The 26475-nt window shown below is 69.0% G+C and carries 27 protein-coding genes and 1 tRNA gene; 18 read left to right on the top strand and 10 right to left on the bottom strand.

Features of this window, described 5'->3' with window-relative positions; all coding sequences use genetic code 11:
- Nucleotides 1-52: 52 nt before the first annotated feature.
- The 7 genes from ACFFGH_RS02865 (at nucleotide 53) to ACFFGH_RS02895 (ending at nucleotide 6129) form a co-directional block, all read left to right on the top strand.
- On the top strand, nucleotides 53-484 hold the full coding sequence (locus ACFFGH_RS02865; protein ID WP_386664631.1) for a hypothetical protein: 432 nt from the start codon (nucleotides 53-55) through the stop codon (nucleotides 482-484).
- Nucleotides 481-1149, top strand: coding sequence for a hypothetical protein (locus ACFFGH_RS02870; protein ID WP_386664633.1), 669 nt, complete (start codon nucleotides 481-483; stop codon nucleotides 1147-1149). The genes ACFFGH_RS02865 and ACFFGH_RS02870 overlap by 4 nt, the downstream gene beginning before the upstream one ends.
- 296 nt (nucleotides 1150-1445) lie before the next feature.
- Nucleotides 1446-2480 carry a tRNA dihydrouridine(20/20a) synthase DusA gene (dusA, locus tag ACFFGH_RS02875; protein ID WP_386664635.1) on the top strand — a complete coding sequence of 345 codons (1035 nt, stop codon included), beginning with the start codon at nucleotides 1446-1448 and terminating at the stop codon, nucleotides 2478-2480.
- Nucleotides 2477-3388 carry an arginine deiminase-related protein gene (locus tag ACFFGH_RS02880; protein WP_386664636.1) on the top strand — a complete coding sequence of 304 codons (912 nt, stop codon included), beginning with the start codon at nucleotides 2477-2479 and terminating at the stop codon, nucleotides 3386-3388. The genes dusA and ACFFGH_RS02880 overlap by 4 nt, the downstream gene beginning before the upstream one ends.
- A gap of 149 nt (nucleotides 3389-3537) precedes the next feature.
- Nucleotides 3538-3870, top strand: a complete 333-nt coding sequence (locus tag ACFFGH_RS02885) for a hypothetical protein (protein ID WP_386664638.1) — start codon at nucleotides 3538-3540, stop codon at nucleotides 3868-3870.
- A gap of 45 nt (nucleotides 3871-3915) precedes the next feature.
- Nucleotides 3916-4599, top strand: coding sequence for a response regulator transcription factor (locus ACFFGH_RS02890; protein WP_386664639.1), 684 nt, complete (start codon nucleotides 3916-3918; stop codon nucleotides 4597-4599).
- 132 nt (nucleotides 4600-4731) lie between these two features.
- Nucleotides 4732-6129, top strand: coding sequence for an ATP-binding protein (locus ACFFGH_RS02895; protein WP_386664641.1), 1398 nt, complete (start codon nucleotides 4732-4734; stop codon nucleotides 6127-6129).
- A 226-nt stretch (nucleotides 6130-6355) separates the two neighbouring features.
- On the opposite strand, the gene ACFFGH_RS02900 is transcribed toward ACFFGH_RS02895, so the two are convergent.
- Nucleotides 6356-7105, bottom strand: a complete 750-nt coding sequence (locus ACFFGH_RS02900) for a M90 family metallopeptidase (protein WP_386664643.1) — start codon at nucleotides 7103-7105, stop codon at nucleotides 6356-6358.
- 14 nt (nucleotides 7106-7119) lie between these two features.
- Here ACFFGH_RS02900 and ACFFGH_RS02905 point away from each other — a divergent pair, with 14 nt between their 5' ends.
- The 5 genes from ACFFGH_RS02905 (at nucleotide 7120) to ACFFGH_RS02925 (ending at nucleotide 10196) form a co-directional block, all read left to right on the top strand.
- Nucleotides 7120-7458: a hypothetical protein gene (locus ACFFGH_RS02905; RefSeq protein ID WP_386664645.1), complete on the top strand. Its 339-nt coding sequence runs from the start codon at nucleotides 7120-7122 to the stop codon at nucleotides 7456-7458.
- 160 nt (nucleotides 7459-7618) lie between these two features.
- Nucleotides 7619-8623: a biotin--[acetyl-CoA-carboxylase] ligase gene (locus ACFFGH_RS02910; RefSeq protein WP_386664647.1), complete on the top strand. Its 1005-nt coding sequence runs from the start codon at nucleotides 7619-7621 to the stop codon at nucleotides 8621-8623.
- Complete coding sequence (locus ACFFGH_RS02915; RefSeq protein WP_386664649.1) at nucleotides 8620-9366, top strand: type III pantothenate kinase; 747 nt, start codon at nucleotides 8620-8622, stop codon at nucleotides 9364-9366. The genes ACFFGH_RS02910 and ACFFGH_RS02915 overlap by 4 nt, the downstream gene beginning before the upstream one ends.
- 57 nt (nucleotides 9367-9423) lie before the next feature.
- Nucleotides 9424-10089: an SPOR domain-containing protein gene (locus ACFFGH_RS02920; protein ID WP_386664651.1), complete on the top strand. Its 666-nt coding sequence runs from the start codon at nucleotides 9424-9426 to the stop codon at nucleotides 10087-10089.
- A 31-nt stretch (nucleotides 10090-10120) separates the two neighbouring features.
- Nucleotides 10121-10196: transfer RNA gene (locus ACFFGH_RS02925), tRNA-Thr, on the top strand.
- A 298-nt stretch (nucleotides 10197-10494) separates the two neighbouring features.
- On the opposite strand, the gene ACFFGH_RS02930 is transcribed toward ACFFGH_RS02925, so the two are convergent.
- Genes ACFFGH_RS02930 through ACFFGH_RS02950 form a run of 5 tightly spaced genes read right to left on the bottom strand, consistent with a single transcriptional unit; the run spans nucleotide 10495 to nucleotide 15487 of the window.
- Nucleotides 10495-11271 (bottom strand): DUF2894 domain-containing protein, encoded by a 777-nt coding sequence (locus tag ACFFGH_RS02930; protein WP_386667303.1) that lies wholly within the window; start codon nucleotides 11269-11271, stop codon nucleotides 10495-10497.
- A complete protein-coding gene (locus tag ACFFGH_RS02935; RefSeq protein WP_386664653.1) occupies nucleotides 11261-11908 on the bottom strand; it encodes an OmpA family protein in 648 nt (215 codons plus the stop codon). The genes ACFFGH_RS02930 and ACFFGH_RS02935 overlap by 11 nt, the downstream gene beginning before the upstream one ends.
- Entirely contained in the window at nucleotides 11905-14448 is a 2544-nt protein-coding gene (locus tag ACFFGH_RS02940; protein WP_386664655.1) for a DUF802 domain-containing protein, read from the bottom strand. Before ACFFGH_RS02940 ends, ACFFGH_RS02935 begins: the two co-directional genes overlap by 4 nt.
- On the bottom strand, nucleotides 14438-15163 hold the full coding sequence (locus ACFFGH_RS02945; RefSeq protein ID WP_386664657.1) for a DUF3348 family protein: 726 nt from the start codon (nucleotides 15161-15163) through the stop codon (nucleotides 14438-14440). The genes ACFFGH_RS02940 and ACFFGH_RS02945 overlap by 11 nt, the downstream gene beginning before the upstream one ends.
- A gap of 27 nt (nucleotides 15164-15190) precedes the next feature.
- Complete coding sequence (locus ACFFGH_RS02950; protein WP_386664659.1) at nucleotides 15191-15487, bottom strand: hypothetical protein; 297 nt, start codon at nucleotides 15485-15487, stop codon at nucleotides 15191-15193.
- Nucleotides 15488-15832: 345 nt separating this feature from the next.
- On the opposite strand from ACFFGH_RS02950, the gene ACFFGH_RS02955 reads away from it, so the two are divergent.
- The 3 genes from ACFFGH_RS02955 (at nucleotide 15833) to ACFFGH_RS02965 (ending at nucleotide 18435) form a co-directional block, all read left to right on the top strand.
- Nucleotides 15833-16984 carry a PAS domain-containing protein gene (locus tag ACFFGH_RS02955; protein WP_386664661.1) on the top strand — a complete coding sequence of 384 codons (1152 nt, stop codon included), beginning with the start codon at nucleotides 15833-15835 and terminating at the stop codon, nucleotides 16982-16984.
- Nucleotides 16985-17108: 124 nt separating this feature from the next.
- On the top strand, nucleotides 17109-18032 hold the full coding sequence (gene rocF / locus ACFFGH_RS02960) for an arginase (protein ID WP_386664663.1): 924 nt from the start codon (nucleotides 17109-17111) through the stop codon (nucleotides 18030-18032).
- A gap of 229 nt (nucleotides 18033-18261) precedes the next feature.
- A complete protein-coding gene (locus ACFFGH_RS02965) occupies nucleotides 18262-18435 on the top strand; it encodes an entericidin A/B family lipoprotein (protein ID WP_386664665.1) in 174 nt (57 codons plus the stop codon).
- A gap of 222 nt (nucleotides 18436-18657) precedes the next feature.
- Here ACFFGH_RS02965 and ACFFGH_RS02970 read toward each other — a convergent pair whose 3' ends face one another.
- Nucleotides 18658-19482 carry a hypothetical protein gene (locus tag ACFFGH_RS02970; protein WP_386664667.1) on the bottom strand — a complete coding sequence of 275 codons (825 nt, stop codon included), beginning with the start codon at nucleotides 19480-19482 and terminating at the stop codon, nucleotides 18658-18660.
- 114 nt (nucleotides 19483-19596) lie between these two features.
- On the opposite strand from ACFFGH_RS02970, the gene ACFFGH_RS02975 reads away from it, so the two are divergent.
- From ACFFGH_RS02975 to ACFFGH_RS02985, 3 genes are all read left to right on the top strand, one after another.
- Entirely contained in the window at nucleotides 19597-20898 is a 1302-nt protein-coding gene (locus tag ACFFGH_RS02975) for a tryptophan--tRNA ligase (RefSeq protein ID WP_386664669.1), read from the top strand.
- Nucleotides 20895-21203 carry a hypothetical protein gene (locus tag ACFFGH_RS02980; RefSeq protein WP_386664671.1) on the top strand — a complete coding sequence of 103 codons (309 nt, stop codon included), beginning with the start codon at nucleotides 20895-20897 and terminating at the stop codon, nucleotides 21201-21203. The genes ACFFGH_RS02975 and ACFFGH_RS02980 overlap by 4 nt, the downstream gene beginning before the upstream one ends.
- 106 nt (nucleotides 21204-21309) lie before the next feature.
- Entirely contained in the window at nucleotides 21310-22404 is a 1095-nt protein-coding gene (locus ACFFGH_RS02985; RefSeq protein ID WP_386664673.1) for a sensor domain-containing diguanylate cyclase, read from the top strand.
- A 254-nt stretch (nucleotides 22405-22658) separates the two neighbouring features.
- Here ACFFGH_RS02985 and ACFFGH_RS02990 read toward each other — a convergent pair whose 3' ends face one another.
- The 3 genes from ACFFGH_RS02990 to pdhA all read right to left on the bottom strand — a co-directional run bounded on the left by ACFFGH_RS02990 (nucleotide 22659) and on the right by pdhA (nucleotide 26322).
- Nucleotides 22659-24137 (bottom strand): dihydrolipoamide acetyltransferase family protein, encoded by a 1479-nt coding sequence (locus ACFFGH_RS02990; protein WP_386664675.1) that lies wholly within the window; start codon nucleotides 24135-24137, stop codon nucleotides 22659-22661.
- An 83-nt stretch (nucleotides 24138-24220) separates the two neighbouring features.
- Entirely contained in the window at nucleotides 24221-25252 is a 1032-nt protein-coding gene (locus ACFFGH_RS02995) for an alpha-ketoacid dehydrogenase subunit beta (RefSeq protein WP_386664677.1), read from the bottom strand.
- Nucleotides 25252-26322: a pyruvate dehydrogenase (acetyl-transferring) E1 component subunit alpha gene (gene pdhA / locus ACFFGH_RS03000; RefSeq protein WP_386667305.1), complete on the bottom strand. Its 1071-nt coding sequence runs from the start codon at nucleotides 26320-26322 to the stop codon at nucleotides 25252-25254. Before pdhA ends, ACFFGH_RS02995 begins: the two co-directional genes overlap by 1 nt.
- Between the last annotated feature and the right edge of the window lie 153 nt (nucleotides 26323-26475).

The raw sequence follows: 26475 nt of genomic DNA on the forward strand, positions 1-26475 counted from the left end.
GGCCGTGCCTGGTGCTAGCCTTTCACGCCATGGCCGCTGCCGGACACTCGCAATGAAAGTACTGACTACCCTGGCGGCGATGCTGCTGGCCTGCGCGTTCGCGCCGCAGGCGCAGGCCGCGCGGCTGCTCGACTGCGAGATGAGATTCTCGATGTCGGGCTGGTCGGCGTTCTACAAGACCAGCTCCGGCACCGGCACGGTGAGCTGCAACAACGGCCAGCGCATGCAGGTCAAGATCGCCAGCAAAGGCGGTGGCATCAGCTTCGGCAAGTCGCGGATCGTCGATGGGCGAGGAGAGTTCTCCGGCATCCAGCGCATCGAGGACGTGCTCGGCACCTACGTGACGGCCGAAGCGCATGCCGGCGCGGTCAAGTCGACGAAGGCCCAGGTCATGACCAAGGGCGAAGTCTCGCTTGCGCTCGGCGGCAAGGGCGAAGGCTGGGACGTGGGCGTCGCGTTCGGCAAGTTCACGATTTCGCGTTGATCACCGAACGCATCAGGCGACCGCATGCGATGAACGTCTTCCGTCTCTCCGGCTGCCTGCTTGGTCTCGTGCTGGCCTGCGCGACGGTGCCCTCGTACGCGCAGGAGTCCGCACGCGCGCCCGGCACCGGCGATGCGGCAGTGGACCGCCAGCTGGCCGACATCGACCGCTACGGCGCGCGTTACCGCGATGCGTTCGTCGACGAGCTCGTGCGTTACCACGGTGCCCCGCGCGACTTCGTGCTGGTGCTGGTCGAGCGCGACTGGCCGCTGGGCGACATCTACTACGCCTGTGCGCTCGCCTACGTCGCCGGCCGACCATGCCGTTACGTTGCCGATCGGTATGCAGGCGGCGACGCGGTGGACTGGCAGGCGCTCGCGCAGCAACTCGGCGTCGAGCCCGATTCGCCGCAGTTCGGCCGACTCAAGCGCGGCATCGCGTCGAGCTACCGCCGCTGGGGCCGCCCGCTGCCGCTGGAAAGCGTCGCGCCGCCGCCGCGTCCTGCGCTGCCGAAAGACGCACTGCCCGAACCACCGCCTGCGCGTGGCCCGGGCGCGGGCGCGCCGCTCACGCCACCCGGAGGCCGTGAACCAGAAGGCGCTGCAAAGCGCGGTGACCGCTCCGGGCAGCCGAAAGCCGCAGGCGCGGCAGTGCCGCGTAGGTAGGCCGCTCGTCGCAAGCGGATTCGGGTCTGCCCGCGAGGCGCGGTCCGATCCGCTCGGCAGCCTCCCGTACGCAAACGCCGCAGCGCTGCAGGTCGTGCGTAGCGCCTCGCACGTTCTCCGACATGTCCGCCCGGTTTCCGACCGCCGCGTATCCGGACGCGTCCATTCGCCGCAGCCATGATGCGGGTACCGGGAGGACGGCGGCGCTGCCGTAAGATGACGCCCTCCGCGCAACCGCCGCGCCGGGCCCCGCAGGGCCGGGCGCTGGCCACCCGTTGCCGCTCTGCCCGATACCGATGACCGAGTTCCCGACCCCCGACGTGCAGCGCGACGCGTACGCCCGATCGATCCCCCTGTCGGTCGCCCCGATGATGGACTGGACCGACACGCATTGCCGCGTGTTCCATCGCATCCTCGCGCCGAACGCACGGCTGTACACCGAGATGGTGCATGCGAACGCGGTGATCCACGGCCATCGCGATCGACTGCTCGCGATGGATCCGGTGGAACACCCGGTCGCGCTGCAGCTCGGTGGCAGTGAGCCGGCGCTGCTCGCGCAGGCCGCGCGCATCGGCGCCGAGCACGGCTTCGACGAGATCAACCTCAATTGCGGCTGCCCGTCCGACCGCGTGCAGGCCGGACGCTTCGGTGCGTGCCTGATGCGCGAACCCGCACTCGTCGCCGACAGCGTCGCGGCAATGGTGGCCGCCTGCGACGTGCCGGTCACCGTCAAATGCCGGCTCGGGGTGGACGAGGACAACGAGTACGAACGCTTCGCCGCGTTCGTCGACACCGTCGCACAGGCCGGTTGCCGCATGTTCGTCGTGCATGCGCGCAACGCGTGGCTCAAGGGCCTGTCGCCGAAGGAAAACCGCGAGGTTCCGCCGCTGAAGTACGACTGGGCCTACCGCCTCAAGCGTGAACGGCCCGACCTGCAGATCGCCGTCAACGGCGGCATTGCGGAATTCGACGCGGCAGGCCGGCACCTGCAGCACGTCGATGGCGTGATGCTCGGGCGCGCGGCCTACCACGACCCCTACCTGCTGCATCGGCTGGACGCGGCGTGGTTCCCGGTGACCTCCGGCCCGGTACGCACACGCGCCGAGCTGCTGCGCGCGATGCGCCCATACGTCGAAGCGCAGCTCGAGCGGGGCGTCTACCTCAAGCACATCACGCGCCACGTGCTCGGCCTGTTCGGCGGCGAGCGCGGCGGCCGCGCATTCCGCCAGGTGCTCAGCGAGGGCGCGCACCGGCCGGGTGCGGACTGGTCGCTCGTCGAGCGCGCACTTGCACTGACCCATTCCGATGACCACACGGCGAGCGCAGCATGATCACCCGCGACGGCAATGCCTTTGTTGAATTCGCGCGCAGCTGCGTGCCGGACTTCGGCCCTGCGACCGCGCGGGCCGCGTTCCTCGTCGCGCCCGACGGCTTCCGCCTGGCCGAGCAGTCGGCCGCCGACAACCGCTACATGGCCGACGCCGCCGAATTTGACGCCACGCGTGCGTCGATGCAGCACCGCGAACTGCACCGCGCGCTCGCGCAGAAGCTGCCGGTCGTGTGCTTCGCCGGCGATCCGGCCACGCCCGATGCGCTGTTTCCGAACAACGTGTTCGCGACCGCACCGGGACGCTACGTGGTCGGCCGTATGCGCCACCCCGTGCGCCAGCGCGAAGCCACGCGCGCCGATATCCGCGACTTCTTCGGCAATGTGCTGGGCTATGCGCCGGTCGATCTGTCGCAGCAGCCGCATCCGTGCGAGCTGACCGGCGCGCTGGTGATCGACCGTGCGCGCGGGCTCGGCTTCGCCGGCCTGTCCGAGCGCTGCGACGAGGCCGGTGCACGGCTGATGCACGACGCGCTCGGCCTGCGCGCAACGTTGATGATCGACCTCGCGCCCGGTGAATACCACACCAACGTCGTGCTCGCGGTACTGGCTGGGCGCGCAGCGCTCGTGTGTCCGGATGGATTCGCCGATCGCGTGGTTGTGGACGTGATCGAAGCGCTGTACGCGCCGCACGTGGCGCAGTTGTCGGCGGGCGAGCACGCCGGGTTCGTCGCGAACGCGATCGCGGTATCGCCCGACACCGTGTGGATGAGCGCGCAGGCGGGCCGGTCGCTGTCGGACGCCACGCGGGCCACGCTGGCCGGTGCAGGCTTCGACGTCGGCACGGTCGAACTCGACGCGATCGAGGCTGGCGGTGGTTCGCTGCGGTGCTGCGTCGGTGAGGTGTTCTGACGGCGTCCGATGAATGCGGACCATGATGTGAAGAAAAAGTTCAGATCGGATTCACCGGGCCGTTCAAAGAATGACCCTGCCTTTGCGGCTGCAAAGCCCGGTTCCGGCCGCCAGAGAGTCAAACCATGTCCTGCCACGCATACCGCCACATGTCCCGAATTGCCCTGATCCCGTTCGCGCTCGCCGCTGCGCTGGCAGCGCTGCCGGCCGCGGCGCAGGACCCGCGCGACGCCGGTCATGACCGCAATCACGACCACCGCCGCGATGACCGCCGCGCGCTGGCCGATGCGGTGCGCAGGATCGAGCGCGAAACGCGCGGTGAGGTGCTCAGTGCCGAGCGGGTCCCGTTCGACGGACGCGACGTGAGCCGGGTCAAGGTCGTTGATGCGAGCGGTCGGGTCCGGGTCTACATGGACGACCCGCATGTCCGGCATGAACGGCAGCCGACCCGTACACGTGGCCACGACGGGAACAGCGACTAAGCTAGCTGAACGGCGGTCATGGACCGCACAGCTACGGAGTCCCCCATGCGTATCCTGCTGGTCGAAGACGAGGCGCCGCTGCGCGAGACGCTGGCTGCCCGGCTCAAGCGTGAAGGTTTCGCGGTGGATGCCGCCCAGGACGGTGAAGAAGGCCTGTACATGGGCCGCGAAGTGCCGTTCGACCTCGGCATCATCGATCTCGGCCTACCGAAGATGTCCGGCATGGAGCTCATCAAGGCCCTGCGCGACGAAGGCAAGAAATTCCCGGTGCTGATCCTGACCGCGCGTTCGAGCTGGCAGGACAAGGTCGAAGGCCTCAAGCAGGGCGCCGACGATTACCTCGTCAAACCGTTCCACGTCGAAGAGCTGCTCGCCCGCCTGAACGCGCTGGTGCGCCGCGCGGCCGGCTGGAGCAAGCCGATGCTCGAGTGCGGCCCGGTCATGCTCGACCTCGCCGCGCAGACCGTCAGCGTCAACGGCAGCAATGTCGACCTGACCAGCTACGAGTACAAGGTGCTCGAGTACCTGATGATGCACGCCGGCGAGCTGGTCTCGAAGGCCGACCTGACCGAGCACATCTACCAGCAGGATTTCGACCGCGATTCGAACGTGCTCGAAGTCTTCATCGGTCGCCTGCGCAAGAAGCTCGATCCGGACGGCACGCTCAAGCCGATCGAAACCGTGCGTGGCCGCGGCTACCGCTTCGCGATCCCGCGCAGCGGCGAGTAAGCGCGGTCCGTCCGTGGTCGCCACGCCGGCTCGCGCCCGCGCGATGCCGGCTGGCCCACGCGGCGCCGGATTTGTAGGCTTGCCCGCGATGGCCGCCACCTTGTCCATGACCTGTACGCCCGGGCGCCCCGCATGAACTGGGGGCGCCCGCGATCACTTCAGGCCCGCCAGCAGCTCGCCGCCAGCGCGAGCCTGATCGCGTTCCTCGCGCTGGCCGGCTACGCGCTGGACCGTGCATTCATCCAGACCGCCGAGAGCAACCTCGAACAGCGGCTGCAGAACTACGCGCTCGCCTACACCGCCGATACCGAGTTCGGCCGCGACGGTGAACTGATCGAACCGTACGACCCGCCCGATCCGCGCTTCAACCGCCCCGGCAGCGGGCTGTACGCGCAGATTGCGCTGCCGAACGGCAGCTGGTCGTCGGCCTCGACCGAAGGCCCGACGCTGCCGCCACCGCGCATGCTCGAACCGCAGGAAAAGAAATTCGAGCGCGCGCTGCCGATCACCGAGATCAACGGCGAACCCGGCGAGGCCTACCGTTACAGCTACGGCCTGATCTGGGGCGCGGCTGGCGATCGTCGCGCCGAGTTCCGTTACACGATCAACATCCTCGAAGACACCAGCACGCTGCGCCGGCAGGTCGCGGTGTTCCGCGAATCGCTGTGGCGTTACCTCGGCGGCGCGGGGCTGATCCTGCTGCTGCTGCAGGGTGTGATCCTGCGCTGGAGCCTGATGCCGCTGCGGCGCGTAATCCATGAACTCAAGCGCGTGCAGCGCGGCCAGGCTTCGCGCATGAGCGAGCAGCACCCGCGCGAGCTCGAGCCGCTGACCGAAAGCATCAACGCGTTCATCGAGACCGAGCGCGAGAACCTCGACCGGCAACGCAACACGCTGGCCGACCTCGCGCACAGCCTGAAAACGCCGCTCGCAGTGCTGCGTGCGCGCCTGGACAACCCGGCGGGCGAGGACGAGCTGCGCGAGGAAGTGGCGACGCAGGTGCGGCGCATGAACGACATGGTGTCCTACCAGCTCGCGCGCGCCGCGCGCAGCGGCCATGCACTGTTCGCCGCGCCGATCGCGATCGAGCCGCATGCCGAGCAGATCGTGAAGGGGCTCGAGAAGGTCTACGCGGGCAAGGGCGTACTGTGCGAATTCGAGATCGCCGACGGCGTGCAGTTCCACGGCGAGCCCGGCGACCTGCAGGAACTGCTCGGCAACCTGCTCGAAAACGCCTTCAAGTGGGCGAACTCGCGCGTGCTGCTGACCGTGCGGCCCGAGCAGGCTGCGCCCGACCGGCGCCCCGGCCTGCTGCTGGCGGTCGATGACGACGGCCCGGGCATCCCGCCGGAGAAGGTCGGCCTGATCCTGCAGCGCGGCGTGCGTGGCGACGAGCGCGTGCAGGGCCACGGCATCGGACTGGCGATCGTGCAGGACCTCGTGCGCGGCTATCGCGGCACGCTGGAAGTGTCCAAATCCGAAGAACTCGGCGGTGCACGGTTCGAGGTGCGGTTGCCGCCGGGGTTGTAGCGCGCGCCGTTGCGCGTCGTGGTCGGTCGCAGCGTTTGTCCGCGTGACGGGTGCGTCGCTCGACTGGCTGGCCTCCGTTTACAGCGTCGGCGAAGTGCTGTGGCCGACCTTTCGACGACAACGCGTCCGCGAGCTGAGGCCGGGTGACCGGCGACTGCGTGTGCGTTGCAGGTGGGCGATCTATTCGCGACGCTGCGAAACCGGCCGGCCGCCGTTCCCGCCAGGCTCACTCGAACGGCGACGGTCCGTACAGACTGCGCAGGTGCGCGGCCACGGCAGGCATCGTCTCCTGCAGCGCAGCGGGATGGCTGAAGTGGTACTCCGTCGCGACGGCGAAGAATTCCTCGGGCGCCTCGGCCGCGTAGCCGTCGATCGCGGTGTCCTTGCCGGCGTCAACCTGCGCGGCGAGCGCATCAAAGGCCGCCTGGAAATCACGCGCCCACTCGCGCTGCCAGCTGCCGCGCAGCGGCGGGGTGCCGTCGAGCACGCCGTCGAGCGCATCGAGCTTGTGCGCGATTTCGTGCGCGGCCACGCAGTAGCCGGCATCGGGCTCGGCGCAGTCGGCCGCGACGTCGGCCCAGGACAGGATCACCGGCCCGGCATCCCAGGCCTCGCCGATGAGTTCGTCTTCCCATTCGTGCATGACGCCGGCGGCGTCGACGTGGCTGCGGTTTACCCGGAATGCATCGGGATAGACGATCAGCTGCGACCAGCCACGCAGGCCGCGCTCGCCGATCTCGAGCAGCGGCAGGCAGCACAACGCGGCCAGCGTGCAGCGCTGCACCGGGTCCAGCACGAGGTCGCCAACCGGTGTGATGGTCTTCTCGTGGAAGAACCGCGCGGACAGCGATGCGAGGCGCTCACGCCGCGGCGCGTCGAGCGCGCGTACCCAGGGCACGGCCGCGCAGGTATCGCGCCAGAGCGCGGGGTCGATCGGTTCGGGTTGTGGCCGCAGCCGGCGAAACAGTCCGCGCAAGGCGTCAGCGGAACATGCCGGGCAGGAAGCTGTGCCAGCGCAGCGACGGACGTGCGTTCGAATCGCTGTGCAGCGCCGGTCGCGACCGGCCCTCGCGAACCGGCGGCGTGGTGCGCGCCGGCCGCAGCCTGTCCTTCGCGGCCACCCCGGCCGGCACCGATTGCTCGGCGCAGCTCTCGCCGTTCGGCGAGCTGTGCTTGATGTCCCGCGCGGACACGCTGCCGCTCGAGCAGGCGATCAACAGGCAAAGACAGAGGCGGGAAGGCATGGCGGAAATCCTTGGCGGAGCGGTGAGCCGGCACGGCTGCCGGGATCCGACCCGGTCGGATGCGGACTATACCGACATTCGATGACGCCCGGCCCCGCGCGCGATCGCAGCCGACGGGCGGTCTGCCGCGGGCCGATGACGGGCTGCCGATCGATGGGCGGGGCTCGCACGCGGCGACCGCATAATGGCGGCATGCCCCAGCAATCCAGCGCCCCGGCGCCCACCCCGATGCGTTCGCCGCCGCCATGAATGCGGCCGTCGACGAGCGCGCGCTGCTGCAGCGGCTGATGGCCGGCACGGTCTCCGGCGATGCGCTCGCGCGCGAGTTCAACCTCACGCGCGCGGGCATCTGGAAGCGCATCGCCGCGTTGCGCGATGCCGGCGTGGCCGTCGAGGCCCAGGCCGGCCGCGGCTACCGGCTGGCTGCTCCACTCGACCTGCTCGATGCCGATGCGATTGCCGCTGCGATCCTCGGCCCCGCCCGCGCAGCCCTGGACGCGCTCGAGGTCGCCTGGTCGATCGATTCGACGAACAGCGAGCTGCTGCGCCGGGCCACCCCCGCGCATGGTGCGGCGGCGCTGCTCGCCGAGCGCCAGACCGGGGGACGTGGGCGCCTGGGGCGCAGCTGGGCCTCACCGCTCGCGGCCCACATCTACCTCTCGGTCGCGCGGCGTTTCGGCGACGGCCTTGCACGGCTGGGCGGGTTGAGCCTGGTGGCGGGCATCGCCACGGCGGAGGCGCTGCACGGGCTCGGCTTCGCGTCGGTGCGGCTGAAATGGCCGAACGACCTGGTCGTGGTCGACACCGCTGGCCTGCGCAAACTCGGTGGCCTGCTCGTCGAAGGCGGCGGCGAACATGCCGGGCCGGTGCGCGCGGTGATCGGGCTGGGGCTCAACGTGCGCATGCCGGACACGGCCGCGCAGGCGATCGACCAGCCCTGGTGCGATCTCGCCACACTGGCCGCGCCCGCCACGACGCCAGCGCGAAACGAGGTTGCCGCGGCCGTGCTCGGGCATCTGTTGCCCGCGCTGGACGAATTCGATGCGGTCGGTCTGGGGCGGTTCCTGCCGCGCTACGCCGCGCTTGACGCGTTGCACGGCGAGACGGTCGAGCTGCGTGGTCCCGCCGGCATCGAGCGCGGCACCGTACTCGGGTTGGCCGAGGACGGCGGGCTGCGGGTGCAGCTGGCATCGGGCGCCGAGCGACGTGTGCATTCGGGGGAAGTCAGCGTGCGCAGGAGTGCGACATGAGCGAGTGGCTGTTCGATCTCGGCAACACCCGCCTCAAGTGCGCGCCGCTGCTGGCCGACGGCCGCGTCGGTGAGGTGCAGGCGCTGGCACACCGCGAGGCCGACATCGCGGCCGAGCTTGAACGCGTGCTGCCGGCACGGATCGACGTCGCGCACATCGCAAGCGTCGCGTCCGAGGCACTGCGCGTGGCCCTGATCGAAGCGCTGGTGCCGCGTTGTTCGCGCATCGGGCTGGCAGGCACGCAAGCCGCGTTCGCCGGGCTCTGCATCGCATACGCACAGCCGCAACGGCTGGGGGTCGACCGCTTCCTTGCGATGCTCGGTGCCCGGATGGCCGAGCCGGGGCCGGTGCTCGTCTGCGGCGTCGGCACCGCGCTGACGCTCGACCTCGTCGATATCGACGGCCACCACCACGGCGGACGCATCGCCCCATCCCCGACGCTGATGCGCGAAAGCCTGCATCAGCGCGCGCCGCAACTGCCGCCCGAGGGCGGGGTTTACCGGATGTTCGCGACCGACACCAATGACGGGCTTGCGTCGGGCTGCGAAGGCGCGGCGCTCGCGCTGATCCGCGAAACGCATGCAGCTGCAACCACGCTGCTGGGCATGTCGCCGAAGCTGATGCTGCATGGCGGTGGCAGCGAGTGGCTCGTCGCGCGGCTTGAAGGCGCTGTGCTCGCGCCCGCGCTCGTGCTCGAGGGGCTTGCGGGCTGGGCCATCGCCGAATGGCCACCGCAGGCGTGAGGCCATCTGCACAGCGCCAAGGCGGTGCGTGCACGGCTGTTGTCTAGAATCCCCGGCATGCTTGCCCGCGCACTGTTCGTCCTGCTGATCGTCCTCAACCTGGGGGTCGCCGCCTGGTGGCTGTGGCATGAGCCGGGCAGTGGCGCCGCGATGGCAGGAGCGGGGGGCGATGTCCCGCGCCTGGAGTTGCCGAGCGAGCGCGCCACCGCCGTGGCGGCCGATGCTGGGGCTGAGCCGGCCCCGCCCGCTGCACCGCTGCCGGCCGACGCCGTCTGCGTCGGGTTGGGGCCGTTTGCCGATGCGACCACAGCGGTTGCCGCGCAGACGCGGCTCGCGCCGCAGGTGCTGCAAAGCCGCATCATTGAGCGCAGCGTCGGCACCGTGCGCGGCTGGCGCGTACTCGTCCCGCCCCTGCCGGGCGCGACCGAGGCCGAGGCCATGGCCGAGCGCATCGCGGCCGCGGGCTTCACCGATTACTTCGTGATGCGCCGCGGTGCGGAGACGAATGCGGTCGCGCTGGGTCGCTACCAGAGCGAGTCCGCCGCGCGCCGCCGCGCCGATGCGCTCGTCGCGGCCGGATTTCCCGCGCGTGCCGAGCCACTGGGCGCGACGCTTCAGCCCTGGCTCGAGGTCGCATTGCCCGCCGGCGGCGACGCCACGGCGCTGCAGACCGTGGCCGGCGTCGCGCAATCGCAGCCGCTCGCCTGCGAGACGCTGCAGTGAATGCCGCGCGCCGCGTTAGAATGCGCCGTGCGCCGGCTTAGCTCAGTTGGTAGAGCAACTGATTTGTAATCAGTAGGTCGTCAGTTCGATTCTGACAGCCGGCACCATGGAGTCGCCTCCGGGCGAGCAATACGCTCCGGGATACGGCCAAGAACCCCGCGAAAGCGGGGTTTTTTTGTGTCACGGCGCGTGGTGTGCCGAAACACCGTGCTGTACAGATCGTGCGAGTTCCAAGCGGCGCCAACGCCTGCAAGCGGGCAGTGCGATGGCGAGGAAATGAGCAGGATCGACAGCAGCGCGATCGAGGCCGATGCGACCCGCCTGCACTAACCCCGCAAGGTGTGCACTCGACGGCTAACGAGCCCGTCGGACGCACGCAGCTTCAGGAGGCGAGCATCAAGCGCATCAGGCGCGACGGCTGCGCGGCTTCGGGCGGGGGCGCTTTCCGCTACCGGTCGTCGATGAGGTCGCCTTCGCTGCCTGTGTTTCGTGCACGGCCATGCCTGCCAGCCATGCCAGTGTGTCCACGTATGCCATGAACGGCTGAAGGTACTGGGGCGACTCATCGCTCAGCAGGGTCAGTGCGCGATGCACGAGGCTGGCGGAATTGAGCGGGCCGGCGTTCTCGGGCGCTTCTTCCAGTGCCTGGCGCAGCTGGCTGTGGGAGCGGGCTTCGGTGCACAGCCGGCGCACGTCTTCCAGACTCGAGACGGCGGCTGCCGTAGATGCATCGATGGAAGCGCTAGCGTCGCGAGGATGCAGGGCGCCGGCGTCGCGAGCGACGGGGTGGCTTGAAATGTGCTCGAGCAGGTCGGACAGCGCGCTGCGACGATGCGAAGACGCCGCTAGGTCGTAACTGTCGGTGCCAGTGCTACCAGCACCAATCCCAATATCGATGTCGCCATCGCCATCGCCATCGCCATGGCCATGGCCATGGCCATCCTCGCACTCGCACTCGCACTCGCACTCGCCAACGCCGCAGTAGGCCGCGAGGTCAACGGCATACGCACCGACCAGTTCGGCGAGCCGCGCGTCCAGCAGGCAGCGAACGCCACCGCGCTGCGACGCAGCCCGACGCGCCAGCGCATCGATGTGGTGGAAGCGCACCGGGTCCATCCGGTTTGCGCCCTGCTGGCGCCACGCATCCAGCGTCGCGTGGATGTCCGGCACGCTATCGCTCATCGGCACCGGCGCCCGGCTTCTTCGGCTTCGGCATCGGCGCGATTTCGACGCGCCGGTTGCGTGCCCGCCCAGCCTCGTCGACGTTTGAGCTGACCGGCTGCTGCGAACCGAACGCGGCCGCGAACAGCGATTCGGCGGGCACGCCCGCGGCGATCAACGTGCGGGTCACCGTCAATGCGCGCTGGGCCGACAGCTCCCAGTTGTCGGCGAACTGGCCGTTGCCGCCGCGCACCTGCCGGTTGTCGGTGAAGCCACTGACCATCAGCACTTCGTCGCGGCTGCGCAGGTATGCGGTCAGCGGACCGGCCAGGCTCTTGAGCAGCTCCCGTCCCTCCGGTTGCAGCTGGTCGGAACTGAGGTCGAACAGCACATTGCCGCGAATGCCGATGCGGCCGTCGACCAGCGTGACGCGGCCGCTGGCCAGCGGCACCGCGAGCGCCTGCTCCAGCGTCTGGTTGCGCTGCGCCTCCTGCTCGCGCCGGCGCACTTCCTCGCCCAGTCGCTGGGTCAACTGCATCTGCATGCCGATGACGCCGACGAGGATCAGCACGAACACGCCGAGCAGCACCGACATCAGGTCGCCGAACGCGGCCCAGATCGGCGCGGCGGTGTCGTTGTCGTCGAACTCCACGCTCATGCGGCGTCGGCCCCGGCCGATGCGCGTGGACGCGCCAGTTGCTGCAGCTCGCCGATGATCTGCTTCTGCGCCAATACGCTCAGGTCGACCACTTCGCGCGCCTGGGCGACGTAGTACGCGAGCTGTTCATCGCTGCGTGCGAGCGATTGGCCGAGTGCGTCCTCGACCGCGTGCAGGCGCGCCACGAGTTGCTCGTTCGCCTCACCGAAGCCCTGAACGGCCGCGCCGAGCACATCGCCCAGGCTCGCGACTTCAATCGCGCCTGCGGTAATCCGGTCGGCGGCCGCATCGAGCCTGGCGGTTTCGGTTTCCACATGGCCGGTGAAGCGCGTCGCCACGCGTTCGAGCGCATCGGCCGAGGTGCTGATCAACGCATCGACGGCAGCGCGCTGTTCGGCCGATGCGTGGTTCACCGCGCTCAGTAGCGTCTCGACCGTGGCCAGCAGCCGTCCGCGCTCTTCCAGCATCGCGGTGTCACGAACCATGCTTTCGGACAGGTTCTGCCGCAGCTCGGCGATCACGGCCGCGGCCGCCTTCGGCGCTTCGGCGGCGTCGTGCACGAGGCGCGAGATCTCTGCGATCGTTTCGCGCGCATGCGCCTGTGTCTGCGCCCCCAGCGTCGCCTGCAGCTGCGCATGCGACTGCTGCACGGCGCCCAGCAGCGACGCGGCGTGTGATTCGAACGTGGCAACCGCAGTGGTCAGTGCCTGCTCGTTCGATCGTGCAAGGGTTTCGCCCACCGCGCTCTGCCGCGACAGGGCTTCGGTCCATGCGGCCGTGGCGCTGTCGCTGGCCGCTTCGAATCGCGCCGCGATGGTGTCGACCAGGCCTGACGAGGCTTCAGCGCGTGCGTCCAGCGCCGCCTGCAGATCCGCATGCGATTGCTGTACTGCGTCGACCAGCGCCGCGGCGTGCGATTCGAACGCGGCCGCGGCGGCGGTGAGCGCCTGACGGTTGGTGTCGGCAAGTGCCTCACCCTGCTCGGTCTGCTGCGTAAGCGCCTGGTTCCACGCAGCGGTGGCGTGGTCGCTGGCTGTTTCGAACCGGGTCGATATGCGGTCCACGACGTCTGTGGAGCGCTGCTCGAACGTTGCGGCGAACTGCTCGAGCGAGCCCCGCAGTTCATGCAGCAAAGCGTCGCTGGACTGGCGCTGCTGCGCGAGCGCGTCGGTCCAGAGGTCCGCGACGGTCGCGGTGCTGTCGTGCAGGCCGCCGGACAATGCCTCCAGCTGGCGCTGCATCGCTTCGGCGACGCGGTCGTGCAGCGACGCGGCGTGCTGTGCAAGCGCGGCCATCGTGGTTTCCACCACCGGCTGCAGGGCGGCGCTGGCGGCCCGCGCGCTGTCGGCGACGCTGTCTTTCAGCGACTGCTCGACGGAGGCCGCCAGGCGCGCATGGACGGCTTCGGCGCGGTCGTGGAAGGCCGTCTGCTGGGCCATCTGGCGCTCATGCGCAGCGAGGCTCTGCTGGGCGCTGTCCTTCACCGATTGCTCGACGGAGGCTGCCCAGCGCGCATGGACGGCTTCGGTTCGCTCATGGAACGCCGTTTGCTGGGCAAGCTGACGCTCGTGCGTAGCGAGACTCTGCTGGGCGCTGTCCTTAACCGATTGCTCGACGGAGGCCGCCAGACGCGCATGGGCGGCTTCGGTGCGCTCATGGAATGCAGTCTGCTGCGCAAGCTGATGCTCATGCGCGCCCAAGCTTTGCTGGATGCTGTCCTTCACTGACTGTTGGATCGATGTGCCCAGACGTGCATACGCCGCTTCGGTGCGGTCGTGAAATGCCGCCTGACTCGCGACCTGTCGCTCGTTAGCCGCCAGGCTCTGCTGCTCGATTGCGGCCATCGTTGCCTGCAACTGGTCGACCAGTGCCGGCATCGTGTCGACCTGGCGTTGCAGCAGCCTGAACGCTTCCTCGCGCTGGTGCGTCCGCGAATGGTGGCGCAGGGTCGTCGCGATCGCCGCGTCGAGCGCCTGCGCCGCAGCGGCCCGCTCGCGTCGGCACAGCGCTGACAGCAACCCGAGCATCGCCGACGCCGCGACGCCCGCGATCGAGGTGCCGAACGCAAACGCCAAGCCCTTGACCGGCGCCGCGAGCGAGGTGCGGATCGCCTCCAGGTCGGTGGCGCTTTCCAGCGCCAGCCCAGTGCCGCGCAGCGTGGTCATCATGCCCAGCAGTGTGCCGAGCATGCCCAGCAACACCAGCAGGCCGACCAGGTAGGGCGTCAGCGCCGGCGCCGGCAGCGGTACGCGTTCGCCTTCGATGCGCTGGCGTACCACGTAGCGAAGCGAAGCGGGCAGGGGTGCGAGCCAGTCGTCCAGGCGCGCCACCGGTTCGGACAGGTCCGCCACCGCTTGCGCCAGCGAGGCGGTGGCTTGCCGGTAGCGGTGCAGTTCCAGCCCGCCGGCCACGTAGCAGGCGCCGATCAGCAGCACCACCGACAGCGCCAGCAGGCTGGCGCCGATGTACCCGGCGGCGATCCAGCCCAACGCGAGCAGGCCGGTGAAAAAGACGGCGGGTTTGAGCAGGTTATTGGGCATGGTGTCCAGCAGGGGCGGTGCGTAGGGCCGCGAGCAGGCCCTGGGTGGGTTGCATCCGGAGTTCGAGCTCGGCGTGCAGCAGCTGTTGCATGTCTCGACGGAACACGTCCAGCCATGTGCGCGACGTGCGTAAGGCAGTGCTTGCGGATGGCGCGGGCCTGTCCGGCGATGTTTGCGCCGCTTGCCGCAGCCGCTCGAAGTGCTGCCCGAGAAGATCTGCAATGGGCCCGAGCAGCGCGCGCTCATGAGGGGTCAGCGCCTGCTCCATCACGGCATCCATCGCGGCCAGCCGGGCCTGCGGGCCGCCACGCAGCGTCAGACGCGCCCGCATGCGGCCGCGCAGGTGCCGTATGTCCGCATCCATGATCTGCTGCATGGCGACGTAGCGTTGGCGATAGAAAGCGGCGTCCGGCGGGTCCGTTTCGACGCCCGTGGCGATGAATGCCCGATCCCCTTCGATGACGCGGATCAGTGCCGCACGCACGCGAGCGCATTCGCCGTCATCGCCGAGCGGGTGGCTGTCATCACCAACCGCCGGCGAGGCGGGTCGCGCATCCAGTGCGGCGGACAGCGCGACCGCCTGACGCCAGTCGACCCACTGCGCCAATCGGGACGCAAGGGACGCTGGGGGCGGGGGTGTAGCGGTGCCGCTGATCTGTGCGAGCAGGCGGATCAGCGCCGGGCCGTGGGCCTGCGCCCGTGCGGGAGATTCCACTGCGTGTACGCGGCTAAAACGCGGATTTTACATGGGTTGGTGCAGGTCCAAGGCGGGACGCAGGTTGCGAATCACCCGGCGCGCTGGGTTGCCGATACCGGACACGCGCGGTAGCAGGCGGCCCATCCGTGAAGCCGGCACCGTAACCGAGGAGCGTACGGGCTTTGAATTGCTCGACCACGAAGCCATCGATTGCGCCAAAAGCATCGTGTCCGGCCGCGTTTGCACGCCCGGCCGGCAAAGGGCTTGCTCGACAAAAAATTGCATCAGCATCGGTTCGACGAGCGCCCGCATTTCAGAACCGGCGGCCGTAAGCGCGAGCATTGAGGTCGCCTGAACACCCGCGCCGCAGCCTGCGTCAGGCTGAACCGCGTGAGTAGAGGGGCTCGCACGAACGTTCAGTCTGCGCGCGCCTGGCGCAAGCGACTGGGGCATTCGCAATCGCCGTGACGCTACAATGGCGGCCGCTTTGCCGGCGGGGTACCCACCGGCGAACGGGAGGCATCTGCAGAGGCATGCAGATCGCCTCGGTAATGATCAAGATGGCGCCAGTCGGTTGATTGAATTTGCGGTGCCGACAGCGAACGTGTCCGGATGTCACGGCGCGACATTTCGCGCTGGCTGCCGTGGGCCGAGCCGCTGTATCGAAACGATGGAGTTGCGGCTGGCATGATGAACCAAGCGCTCGAGTATGTGCCTGCGCCCACCTGGACCGCCGACGACGACGGCTCGGTGGATTGGGTCAATTCACGGTTCACTGCCTGCTTCGGGCAGGCGGATGCCGTGCCGGCGCAGTGGACGCAGGCGGTGCATCCGGCGGACACCTCGGTCGCCGAGGCCGCCTGGCGGCAGGCGGTCGCATCGGGCGAGCCGCTGCAGGTCACGGTCCGGCTGCTCGTGTCGGGCGGGTTGTACCGCTGGTTCCGCTGCAGTGCGCGCTGTCATGTCCAGGACGGCCGCCGGCGCTGGGTCGGGCTGCACATCGACATCGACCAGATCCGCCGCGAAACCGAACTGCGGCAGGCCTCGCTCGAGCGCATGCAGCTCGAGCGTGAGCGGCTGCGCGCGATGTTCGCCGAGCTGCCGGTTGCGGTGACGGTCTATCGCGGCCGCGAGCACCGCATCGAGCTGATGAATCGTGCGTCGATCGACCTGCTCGAAGGGCGCAACCTCGAGGGCCGCACGCTGTCCGAAGCGTTTCCGGAAGTGGTCGAGCAGGGACTGGTCGCGATGCTCGACCGCGTGCTCGAAACCGGGGAAACCGTGCAGCAGCGCGAGTTCCCGATCCGCTTCGATCGCAGCGGCAACGGCCACCTCGAACTGGGTTGCTTCGATTTTTCGCTGCAGCTGCTGCGCGATGCCGACGGCACGCCGGCCGGTGTGCTGAGCTGTGCGGTGGACGTGACCGCGCAGGTGCGGTCGCGCAGCGATCTCGAACGCCTGGCTGCCGAGCGCGCGGCGGTGCTCGAGCAGCTCAATGTCGGGATCATCACCACCGACGAGCAGGGCCGCATCGATTTCGTCAACCAGCGCGCGTACGAGCTGCACGGCGTGGCGCGGCTGGATGTCTCGCCGGAGGACTATGCAGCGGCCTATGCGCTGCTGCGCGAAGACGATACGCCGTACCCGAGCGAGCAACTGCCGCTCGCACGCGCCGTCATGCACGACGAGCACGTCATCGATGCGCGCTGGAAGATCCGCAGGCCCGACGGCAGCGTGATCACCGTGCAGGGCAACGCGCGGCCGATATTCGACGAATCGGGCACGAAGCTCGGCGCGGTGCTGACCGTGCACGAGCCGCACGACGACCTGCGCGCGTAGCGCACAGCGCATCCGGGCCGCCGCAGCCGGCGGCCGTACAATGGCCGGGTCTGCCCACGTGCAGGCGTTCGCAGGCATGCGCTGTCGCGCGATGCCATTCCGACGCCCTCCACCGGAGAATTCCATGGTCTATCGTTATCCGCCCGTCTCGATCATCGGCGCACCGACCGACGTCGGCGCCGGCCACCGCGGTGCACGTCTCGGTCCGGACGCGCTGCGCATCGCGGGTCTGCACGAAGCGCTGATCGGGCACGGTGTCGAAGTCATCGACCGCGGCAACCTGATCGGCCCGCACAACCCGTGGACCGAAGCGGTCGACGGCTACCGCCACCTCGGCGAGGTGGCCGAATGGAACCGCATCGTGATGGAGGCCGTGCTCGCCGAGCTGCGCCTCGGCCGCATGCCGATCATGCTCGGCGGCGACCACTGCCTCGGGCTGGGGTCGATCACCGCGGTGGCGCGCCACTGTCGCGAGACCGGCAAGAAACTGCGCGTGCTGTGGCTGGATGCGCATGCCGACTTCAACACCAGCACGGTCACGCCGTCGGGCAACATCCACGGCATGCCGGTCGCGTGCCTGTGCGGTCTCGGCCCGCAGCCGCTGACGCATCTGGGTGGCGACGCGCCGGCGATCACGGCCGACGTGGTGCGGCAGATCGGCATCCGCTCGGTCGACGCCGGCGAGAAGCAGCTGATCAAGGAACACGGCCTCGACGTCTACGACATGCGTTACATCGACGAAGTCGGCATGAAGCGGGTGATGGAAGAGGCGCTCGAAGGCCTCGACGATGACACCCACCTGCACGTGAGTTTCGACGTCGACTTCCTCGATCCACTGATCGCCCCCGGCGTGGGCACGACCGTGCCGGGCGGGCCGAACTATCGGGAGGCGCAGCTGGTGATGGAAATGATCGCCGACACCGGCCGCATGGCATCGCTCGACATCGTCGAACTCAACCCGGTGCTCGACACGAAAAACGCCACCGGTTTGCTCGCTGTCGATCTGGTCGAGAGCCTGTTCGGCAAATCGACGTTGATGCGCGACTGATCGGCGACGGGGCTGGCAATCGCGACGGGGTTTAGGGCGTGTCGCGTACGCACACGGGCCGGCAACAACGGCAGAGCGGCCTGAACGCGTGCAGTCCGGCGTTGATCAGGTTGCACATCGGCTTCACGGGTGGTCGCGTCTGATGATGGCGCAGGCGCAGTGCGAGCGTGGCCTGGCGAATCTGACCCGGGGCCCAGCCCCAACCCCGTGTGAATCGAAGGAGATTGCGATGAAGCGAGTGATCGGAATGATGTTCGTGGCCCTGTTCTCGGTGGGCACCCTGACCGCATGCAACACGATGGCCGGCCTCGGTGAGGACGTCCAGGAGGCAGGTGACGAGCTGCAGGACGAAGCCATCGCCTGTAAGGATGGCAAGACCGCTACGGGCGAGGATTGCCTCTAAGCCTTGCGGTTGCGAACGAACCGGCCGGGCAACCGGCCGCGAGTTCGATGGTGTCGCTGTCCTGCTGACTGCCTGACCGGCCCACCGCCGGGAAAGTGCCGCACAGGGCCGTATACACCGCTGGCGCTCCCGCGCCTGACCTCCAAAGACGAAGGGCCGGCAGCAATGCCGGCCCTTCTGCGTTCGCGTCTGTGCTCTACGTTTTTGCGCTATGCCGCGGAGTTACCAGCGGCCGGGCGGTTCGGGAACGAATCCGCCGGGGAACGCACGCGGGTCGTGGCGGCGTCGACCGTAATAGCCACCGCGCGGGACGATGCCGCGTGCGGCCAGTGCGTACTCGTCGTCATAGCGCAGTTCGGTGACCTGCACCGGATGGCGGCTCGCACGCACGAAGCCGGTGCGACGGACCGGAGCGTATTCGCGATAGCCATGGCCGGTGCCGATTGATTGCGCACGGGAGCCGGCCATTTCCGGCGCGTCCGTAGGCGCCTGCGCCGGCGCTGATGCCGTCGGCGCATCTTCCGTGAGCGGCCGGTCGCCGTAGCCGCCGACGCGCGGCGGCCCGTAGTAGCGGTGGGCTTCTTCGAATACCGCCACGCCGATCACGCCGACGTCGTAGGGCCGCCCCGTGCGCGCGGCATAACTGTCGCCGAAGTCGCTGAAATAGAACTGGGCGATGTCGTGCATCGACTTGCGCCAGCCCGCGACCTCGGTGCTCTGCCACGGCTCGAGCACATAGCCGCCCTGGCCCGGGTGCGCGCTCTGGCCGGACAGCGCGTTGACGCCGTCGACGCTGAGTACGACGAGCACCCGTTCGGGGCTGCGATTCGTCAGACGCACCGAGTACCGGTGCCCGGGCGCGCCCGGCACCCACCACTGTCCGCGGTGGGCGTAGCGCGGCAATTCGTAGCCCGCGTCGCGGTCGATCAGGCTGACTTCGACGGGGCCGCCCCGGTGGTAGTCGCGTGCCAGCGCCGGAGCGGTGGCGGCGAGCAGCAGCGTGGCGGCGGCGGTCAGGGCGGCGCGGAAGGTGGAGCGTGCGGTCATCGTCGTGACTCGGTGGATGGTCGAGCCAATCAACGCATGCCGGAGCTGAACGGGGTTGCGATGGCGCCGGGAGCCACGCGCTAAACTCACGGCCCCGTAGTTCGCCGTTCAGCAATGACCCGCACCCGCGTACTCACCGGCATCACGACCTCCGGCACGCCTCACCTGGGCAACTACGCCGGCGCCATCCGCCCGGCCATCGTTGCCAGCCGCGATGCGGGTACCGAGAGCTTCTACTTTCTCGCCGACCTGCATGCGCTGATCAAGGTCACCGACCCGGCACGCGTGCAGCGCTCGACGCTCGAGATCGCCGCCACCTGGCTCGCCTGCGGGCTCGAGCCGGAGAAGGTCTGGTTCTACCGGCAGAGCGACATCCCGGAGATCCCCGAGCTGACCTGGCTGCTGACCTGCGTGGCCGGCAAGGGCATCCTCAACCGCGCGCATGCCTACAAGGCCGCAGTCGATCGCAACCGCGCCGAAAGCGAGGACGATGACGCAGGCGTGACCGCGGGGCTTTTCATGTACCCGGTGCTGATGGCCGCCGACATCCTCGCGTTCAACGCGAACAAGGTGCCGGTCGGGCGTGACCAGGTGCAGCACATCGAGATGGCGCGCGATTTCGGCCAGCGTTTCAACCACCTCTACGGCGAGCATTTCACCCTGCCCGAGGCGGTGATCGAGGCGCAGGTGGCGACGCTGCCGGGCCTCGATGGCCGCAAGATGAGCAAGAGCTACGACAACACGATTCCGCTGTTCGCGCCGCCGGCTACGCTGCGCAAGCTGATCATGTCGATCGTCACCGACTCGACCGAACCCGGCGTGCCGAAAGACCCGGACAGCTCGAACCTGTTCGCGCTGTACCAGGCATTCGCGAGCGAGGATGAAACCGCTGCGATGCGGCGCGCGTTTGCCGATGGCATCGCCTGGGGCGACGCGAAGCAGTCGTTGTTCGAGCGCATCGATGCCGAAGTCGCGCCGATGCGCGAGCGCTACGAAGCGCTGATCGCGAAGCCGGCCGAGATCGAGGCAATCCTGCGCGACGGTGCGCGCCGCGTGCGCGAAACACATGTCACGCCATTCGTGACGCGGCTGCGCGAAGCGGTCGGCCTGCGCGATCTGTCGCGTATCGGCCCGGCCGCGGACACTGCCGCCAAGGCCAAGCCGGCGCTGCCGGTGTTCAAGCAATACCGCGAGGCGGACGGCCGTTTCTACTTCAAGCTCGTCGATGGCGAGCGCGTGCTGCTGCAGAGCGGCGGCTTCGATGCGCCGAAGGACGCTGGCCAGCGCGTGGCGGCGCTCAAGCGCGAAGGTCGCCTCGATGCGGCCGATGAAGCGGTGATGCTTGGCGACGGCATCGCACGCGAGGAAGTCGATGCTGCGTTGGCCGCATTGCGCGAGGCGGCGGAGCAGGCATGAATCCGCTGGTCGAGATCAACCTCGCGTTGATCCTGTTCCTGCCGTGGTTCGGCATCCTCGGCGCGTTGTACTGGTGGGTGCCGCGCGCGCCGCGGCCACGGGCGCGCATCGTGTTCGATGTGATCGCGCTGCTGCTTGCGGTTGTCGCGTTCGTCGCGACGGTGCACTGGGCGCATGCGGCCGCCGACCCGGTATACGGCGCAATGTGGCGGCAGGTGCTCGCGACCGCGGTCGGTTACGCCGTGTTCCTCGGCGTACTCACGCTTGCGTTCGTGCTGAGGCGGCGCTGGCTCGTCCGTCGCTGAGAACAACCACGCCGGTTTGAACCGCGGCTGCGTGCTCGCGGCACCGCGCCCTTGAGGTGCAGTCCGCTGTGCGGCCGCTCACGCAGAGGGCGCTAGCCTTCGCGTCATGCCCAGCGATTCCAACGTGCAGGCGCTCGACGGGCGTGAGCCGGCGAGGCTGGCCGCGCTCGCCCGTTACGCAATCCTCGATACGCCGCCGGAGCAGGCGTTCGACGATATCGCGCGTCTGGCGATGATGGTTTGCGGCACCCAGGCGGCCGCGGTTGCGCTGGTCGATCGCGACCGGGCGTGGTTCAAGGCCGCGATCGGCGTGGATGCGCGCGAACTGCCGCGTTCGCAGGCGATCAGCGAGCGCATCCTGCGCACGCGCGCGACGGTGGTCATCAGCGAGATGCTGGCCGATCCGCGTGGCGCCGCGTCGCCGCTGCACATCGGCGAGCGGCCGGTCCGGTCGTTTGCCGGCGCGCCGCTGCTGACGGCCGACGACCACGTGCTGGGCGCGGTCTGTGTCGCCGACGATGCGCCGCGCACGCTCAGCGCGCTGCAGCGCGAAGGCCTCGAGGTGCTGGCGCGGCAGGCGATGCAGCTGCTCGAACTGCGCCGTTATGCGATGGACCAGCGCCGGCAGCTCGACGAGCGCGACGCGACCGCGCAACGGGTCGAACGCGCGCACGCCGAACTCGAAGCGCAGCATGCACGCCTGCTGGATACCGCGCGACGCGACCAGTTGACCGGCCTGCTCAACCGCAATGCGCTAGCGCAGCTGCTGCAGGATCCCGATCAGGTGCAGCGGCTGCAGTCGTCCGGTTACTGCCTGATCCTGATCGACGTCGACCACTTCAAGCAGGTCAACGATCGCCATGGCCATCTGCTGGGCGACCGCGCGCTGCGCGCCGTGGCCGATGTCGTCAGCGCGTCGGTTCGGGAAACGGATGTCGCCGTGCGCTACGGCGGCGAAGAATTCCTGGTCGCGCTGCCCCGCACCGACCTTGCGCATGCCACCGAGATCGCACATCGGATCCGGGAGCGGGTGGAAGCCACGGCGCTGCCCTTCGTACTCACGGTCTCGATCGGCGTCGCCCCCGGCGATCCCGAACTTGATCGCCCGGAGCAGGTGTTCGACCGGGCCGACCAGGCGCTTTACCGCGCCAAGGCGTCGGGCCGTAATCGCGTCGTCGTCGACGATACCTTGCGTGTCTGAGTCCGCGCTGCCACAGCGCGGCGATCGGGTCGTTCATACAAATACAGCGAGCCGGTGAACGGCTCGCTGCTGGCAGGGGCTTGCATTGGCAGCGGCGAGCATCCCGGGCGCACCGTCGCGCTCAGGCGTGGCCCCGCCATCGGCCTCGTGGGCGGTGCACGCGGCGCCGAGCGCATCGGCATCCGAACCGAGCGCACGCGGGTGCTCCCCGCGTGCGCATCCCCGACGTTAGCCGGTACAGCCGCCGCAATCCCTCAGTTCGGCAGCGCCATGTCGTCGAGCAGCGCCTTGAGGAAGCGTGCCGCCTCGCCGCCGGTGCAGGCGCGGTGGTCGAACGTCAGCGAGATCGGCATGCGGCGGTGCACTTCGATGCCGCCCATGACCGCGACCACGTCGTGCGAGAGCTTGCCCGCGCCGACGATCGCCACGCACGGCGGCACCACGACTGGCGTCGCGTAGCGGCCGGCGAACATGCCGAAGTTCGACAGCGAGATCGTGTAGCCGCTGAGCTCGCTCGGCGGGATGCTGCGGTCCTGTACCTGCGTGCGCAGGCGCTGGATCGCGGTGCGGATGCCGGCGCCGTCCAGCACGTCGGCATTGCGCAGCGCCGGTACGAACAGCCCGTCGTCGGTGTCGACCGCGATGCCGATGTCGACCTGCGGATGCATCGTGCGCGAGAGGTTGTCACCGTCGAACCAGGCGTTGAGCGCGGGTACGGCCTTGCAGGCCGCGACGATCGCGCGCACGAGGCGGGCGGTGATGTCCTGCTTGCCGCTCCAGGCGTGCAGGTCGGCGTCGTCGACGAGCGTGGTCGGCACGACCTTCGCATGCGCGTCGGCCATCACGCGCGCCATGTTGCGGCGCACGCCCTTGAGCTGCTCGGGCTGGCCGGTGGCCTGCACGCCCGGCGGCTGCGTGCGCATCGGCTTGCCGGACTGCGAGAGCGTGCTGCGTGCTTCGGACTGCTGCGGCCGCTGCTGCTGTTGTTGCTGTTGCTGTTGCTGTTGCTGTTGCTGTTGCGGTGCCTGCGACTGGGCCGGCGCCGCCGCCGCCGCGCGTGCGCCGCCACCGGGCTGCGCCTTCGCGCTGCCATCGGCCGCGGCCTGCTTGACGTCGTTCATCGTGACCACGCCATCCGCGCCGGTCGCGCGCACGCGCGTCAGGTCGACGCCGAGCTTGCGTGCAAGCGCGCGCACCGCCGGCATTGCCTTGACGCCACCGACGTTGAGCGCCTGCTCGCTGCGCACCGCATCGGACGACTGCATCGCACCCACTACCGTGCCCGCATCGCTGCGCTCGCCGCCGGTGCTCTTCGGTGCGGGTGCGGCATCGTGCTCAAGTGCGCCGCCGTCCTGCGAGGCGACCAGCCGGTCGTCGGGCATCGGATCCTGCGTGCCGACGCCATGGCTGCCGGCCGGGGCGTCACCGTCCGTATGGCCGCCACCGTGATGATGGCCGGTGTCCTGGCCCTCGGCGCGCTGCGGCATCGACGGATCGACTTCGAACTCGGCGAGCATCTTGCCGGTGATGATCACATCGCCCGGGCCACCGGCCAGGCGCAGCACCTTGCCCGAGACCGGCGAGGGCACTTCGACCACGGCCTTCGCGGTTTCCATCGAAACGAGGTTGTCGTCGAGGCGGATCACGTCGCCTTCCTTCACGAACCACTCGACGATCGTCGCGTCGGGCAGGCCTTCGCCGAGGTCGGGCAGCAGGAACGTCTTCTTCGTCATTTTTTTCTTGTCCATGGGGCGGGCCCGGCCCGCCGCTGTTGAAGTTCATCCTCGGCCCCGGCGAGTGCCGGGGCCGCTGCCGATCAGCTCGCGGCCATCGCGCGCTTGGCCGCCGCCACGATGCGGTCGACGCTCGGCAGGTACTTCATCTCGAGGCGGAACAGCGGGATGTGCGTGTCGTAACCGGTCACGCGCTCGATCGGCGCGACGAGGTCGAACATCGACTCCTCGGCCAGGCGCGCGGCGATCTCCGCGCCGAAACCGGCGGTCTTCGGGGCCTCGTGCACGATCACGCAGCGCCCCGTCCGGCTGACCGATTCGGCGATCGTCGCGAAGTCGAGCGGGCGCAGCGTCGCGACGTCGATGACTTCGGCGCTGATGCCGTCTTTCTCGAGCTTTTCCGCAGCTTCGAGCGTTTCCTTGACCTGCGCGCCCCAGGTGACGAGCGTGACATCGGTGCCGTCGCGCAGCGTGTAGCACACGTCCAGCGGCAGCGCCTCGCCGTCATCCGGCACCAGCTCCTTGTACTGGCGGTAGATGCGCTTGGGCTCGAAGAAGATCACCGGGTCGGGCTCGCGGATCGCGGCCAGCAACATGCCGTACGCGCGCTGCGGTGAGGACGGCATCACCACGCGCAGGCCCGGCACGTTGGTGAAGATCGCTTCGTTCGCCTCGCTGTGGTGTTCCGGCGCGCGGATGCCACCGCCCCACGGCACGCGCAGCACCATCGGGCAGGTCAGGCGGCCGCGCGTGCGATAACGCATGCGTGCAGCGTGGCTGACGATGAAGTCGACCATCGGATACATGAAACCGTCGAACTGCGCCTCGGCAACCGGCTTCATGCCCTGCGAGGCGAGGCCGACGGTGAGGCCCGCGATCGTCGTTTCATCGAGCGGCGTATCGAGCACGCGCTCGGAGCCGAACGTCTGCTGCAGGCCGGCCGTGGCGCGGAACACGCCGCCGTTGACGCCGACGTCCTCGCCGAGCACGAGCACGCTCGGATCGTTGCGCATCTCGTAGGCGAGCGCCTGCGTGATCGCTTCGATCAGCGTGATCGCGGCGGGCGCCTTGGCTTCGTTCGCGCCCTGGGTCTGTGGATTGACGGCAGCGTTCATCAGCGGCCCTCCTGTGCGAGCGCGAACGCGCGCTGGGTCTGCAGGTCGGCCGGCATGTCGGCGTAGAGGTAATCGAACATCGCTTCAACCGGCTGCACCGGCGTCTCCAGATAGGCGTTGATCTCGACGTCGACCTTCTTCGCGCATTCCTCGGCCCAGGCTTTTTCCATCTCCTCGTTCCACACGCCCTGTGCGGTGAGGTAGGTGCGCAGGCGCGGGATCGGATCACGCGTCCAGGCGTCCTTGACCTCGGCCTCGTCGCGGTAACGACGTGCGTCATCGGCGGTGGTGTGATCGTGCAGGCGGTAGGTCATGAACTCGATGACGCTGCCGCCTTCGCCGTTGCGTGCGCGTTCGCTCGCGCGGCGCATCGCTTCAAGCACGGCAATCAGATCGTTGCCGTCCACCTGCAGGCAGTGCAGGCCACCGGCCAGGCCCTTCTGTGCGAGCGTCTCGGCGCCGGTCTGCGCCTTGCGCGGCACCGAGATCGCCCAGCCGTTGTTGATCACGCACAGCACCAGCGGCAGCGTGTAGGCGCCGGCGGAATTGAGTGCGGCGTAGAAGTCGGTCTTCGACGAGCCGCCATCGCCGCAGCAGGCCACGGCCATGCCGTCCTTCTTCTGCAGCTTCATCGACAGCGCCGCACCGGCCGCCATCAGGCACTGCGTCGAGATCGGCACGCACCAGGGGTAGTCCTGCTTCATGCCGGAAAAATCGTTGCCGCGCTCGTCGCCGCCCCAGTACATCAGCACTTCGCGCGGCTGCACGCCGCGCATGAACTGCGCGCCGTACTCGCGGTAGCTCGGCGCGAACACGTCGTCGGGGCCCATCGAGCCGCCGATGCCGACGTGCGTGGCCTCGTGTCCAAGGCAGGCCGCGTACGTACCGAGCTTGCCGGTGCGCTGCAGCGCGATCGCCTTGCCGTCGAACACGCGCACGAACAGCATCTGCTTGAACAACGGCAGCAGTGAAGCAGGGTCACGGAACGCTTCGGGGATCTCGGCGACAGGCTGGCCGTCGGGGCCGAGGTATTGCAGGTATTCGATCTCAAAGCTCGCGGCGAGCGCCATCGCGGTTGCATCCTCGACATCGGGAAAGTGGCCGATCATAACGATGCTCGCGTTAAATCCCGTTGCGCGCTGCGGCATGTCGCGGCGCAAAAAAAACGCGGCCGAAGCCGCGCCTTTTTTGCGTTTTGTGCGCGTCCGTTGCGCAAGTCGTTG

This window comes from Lysobacter korlensis (assembly GCF_042434515.1).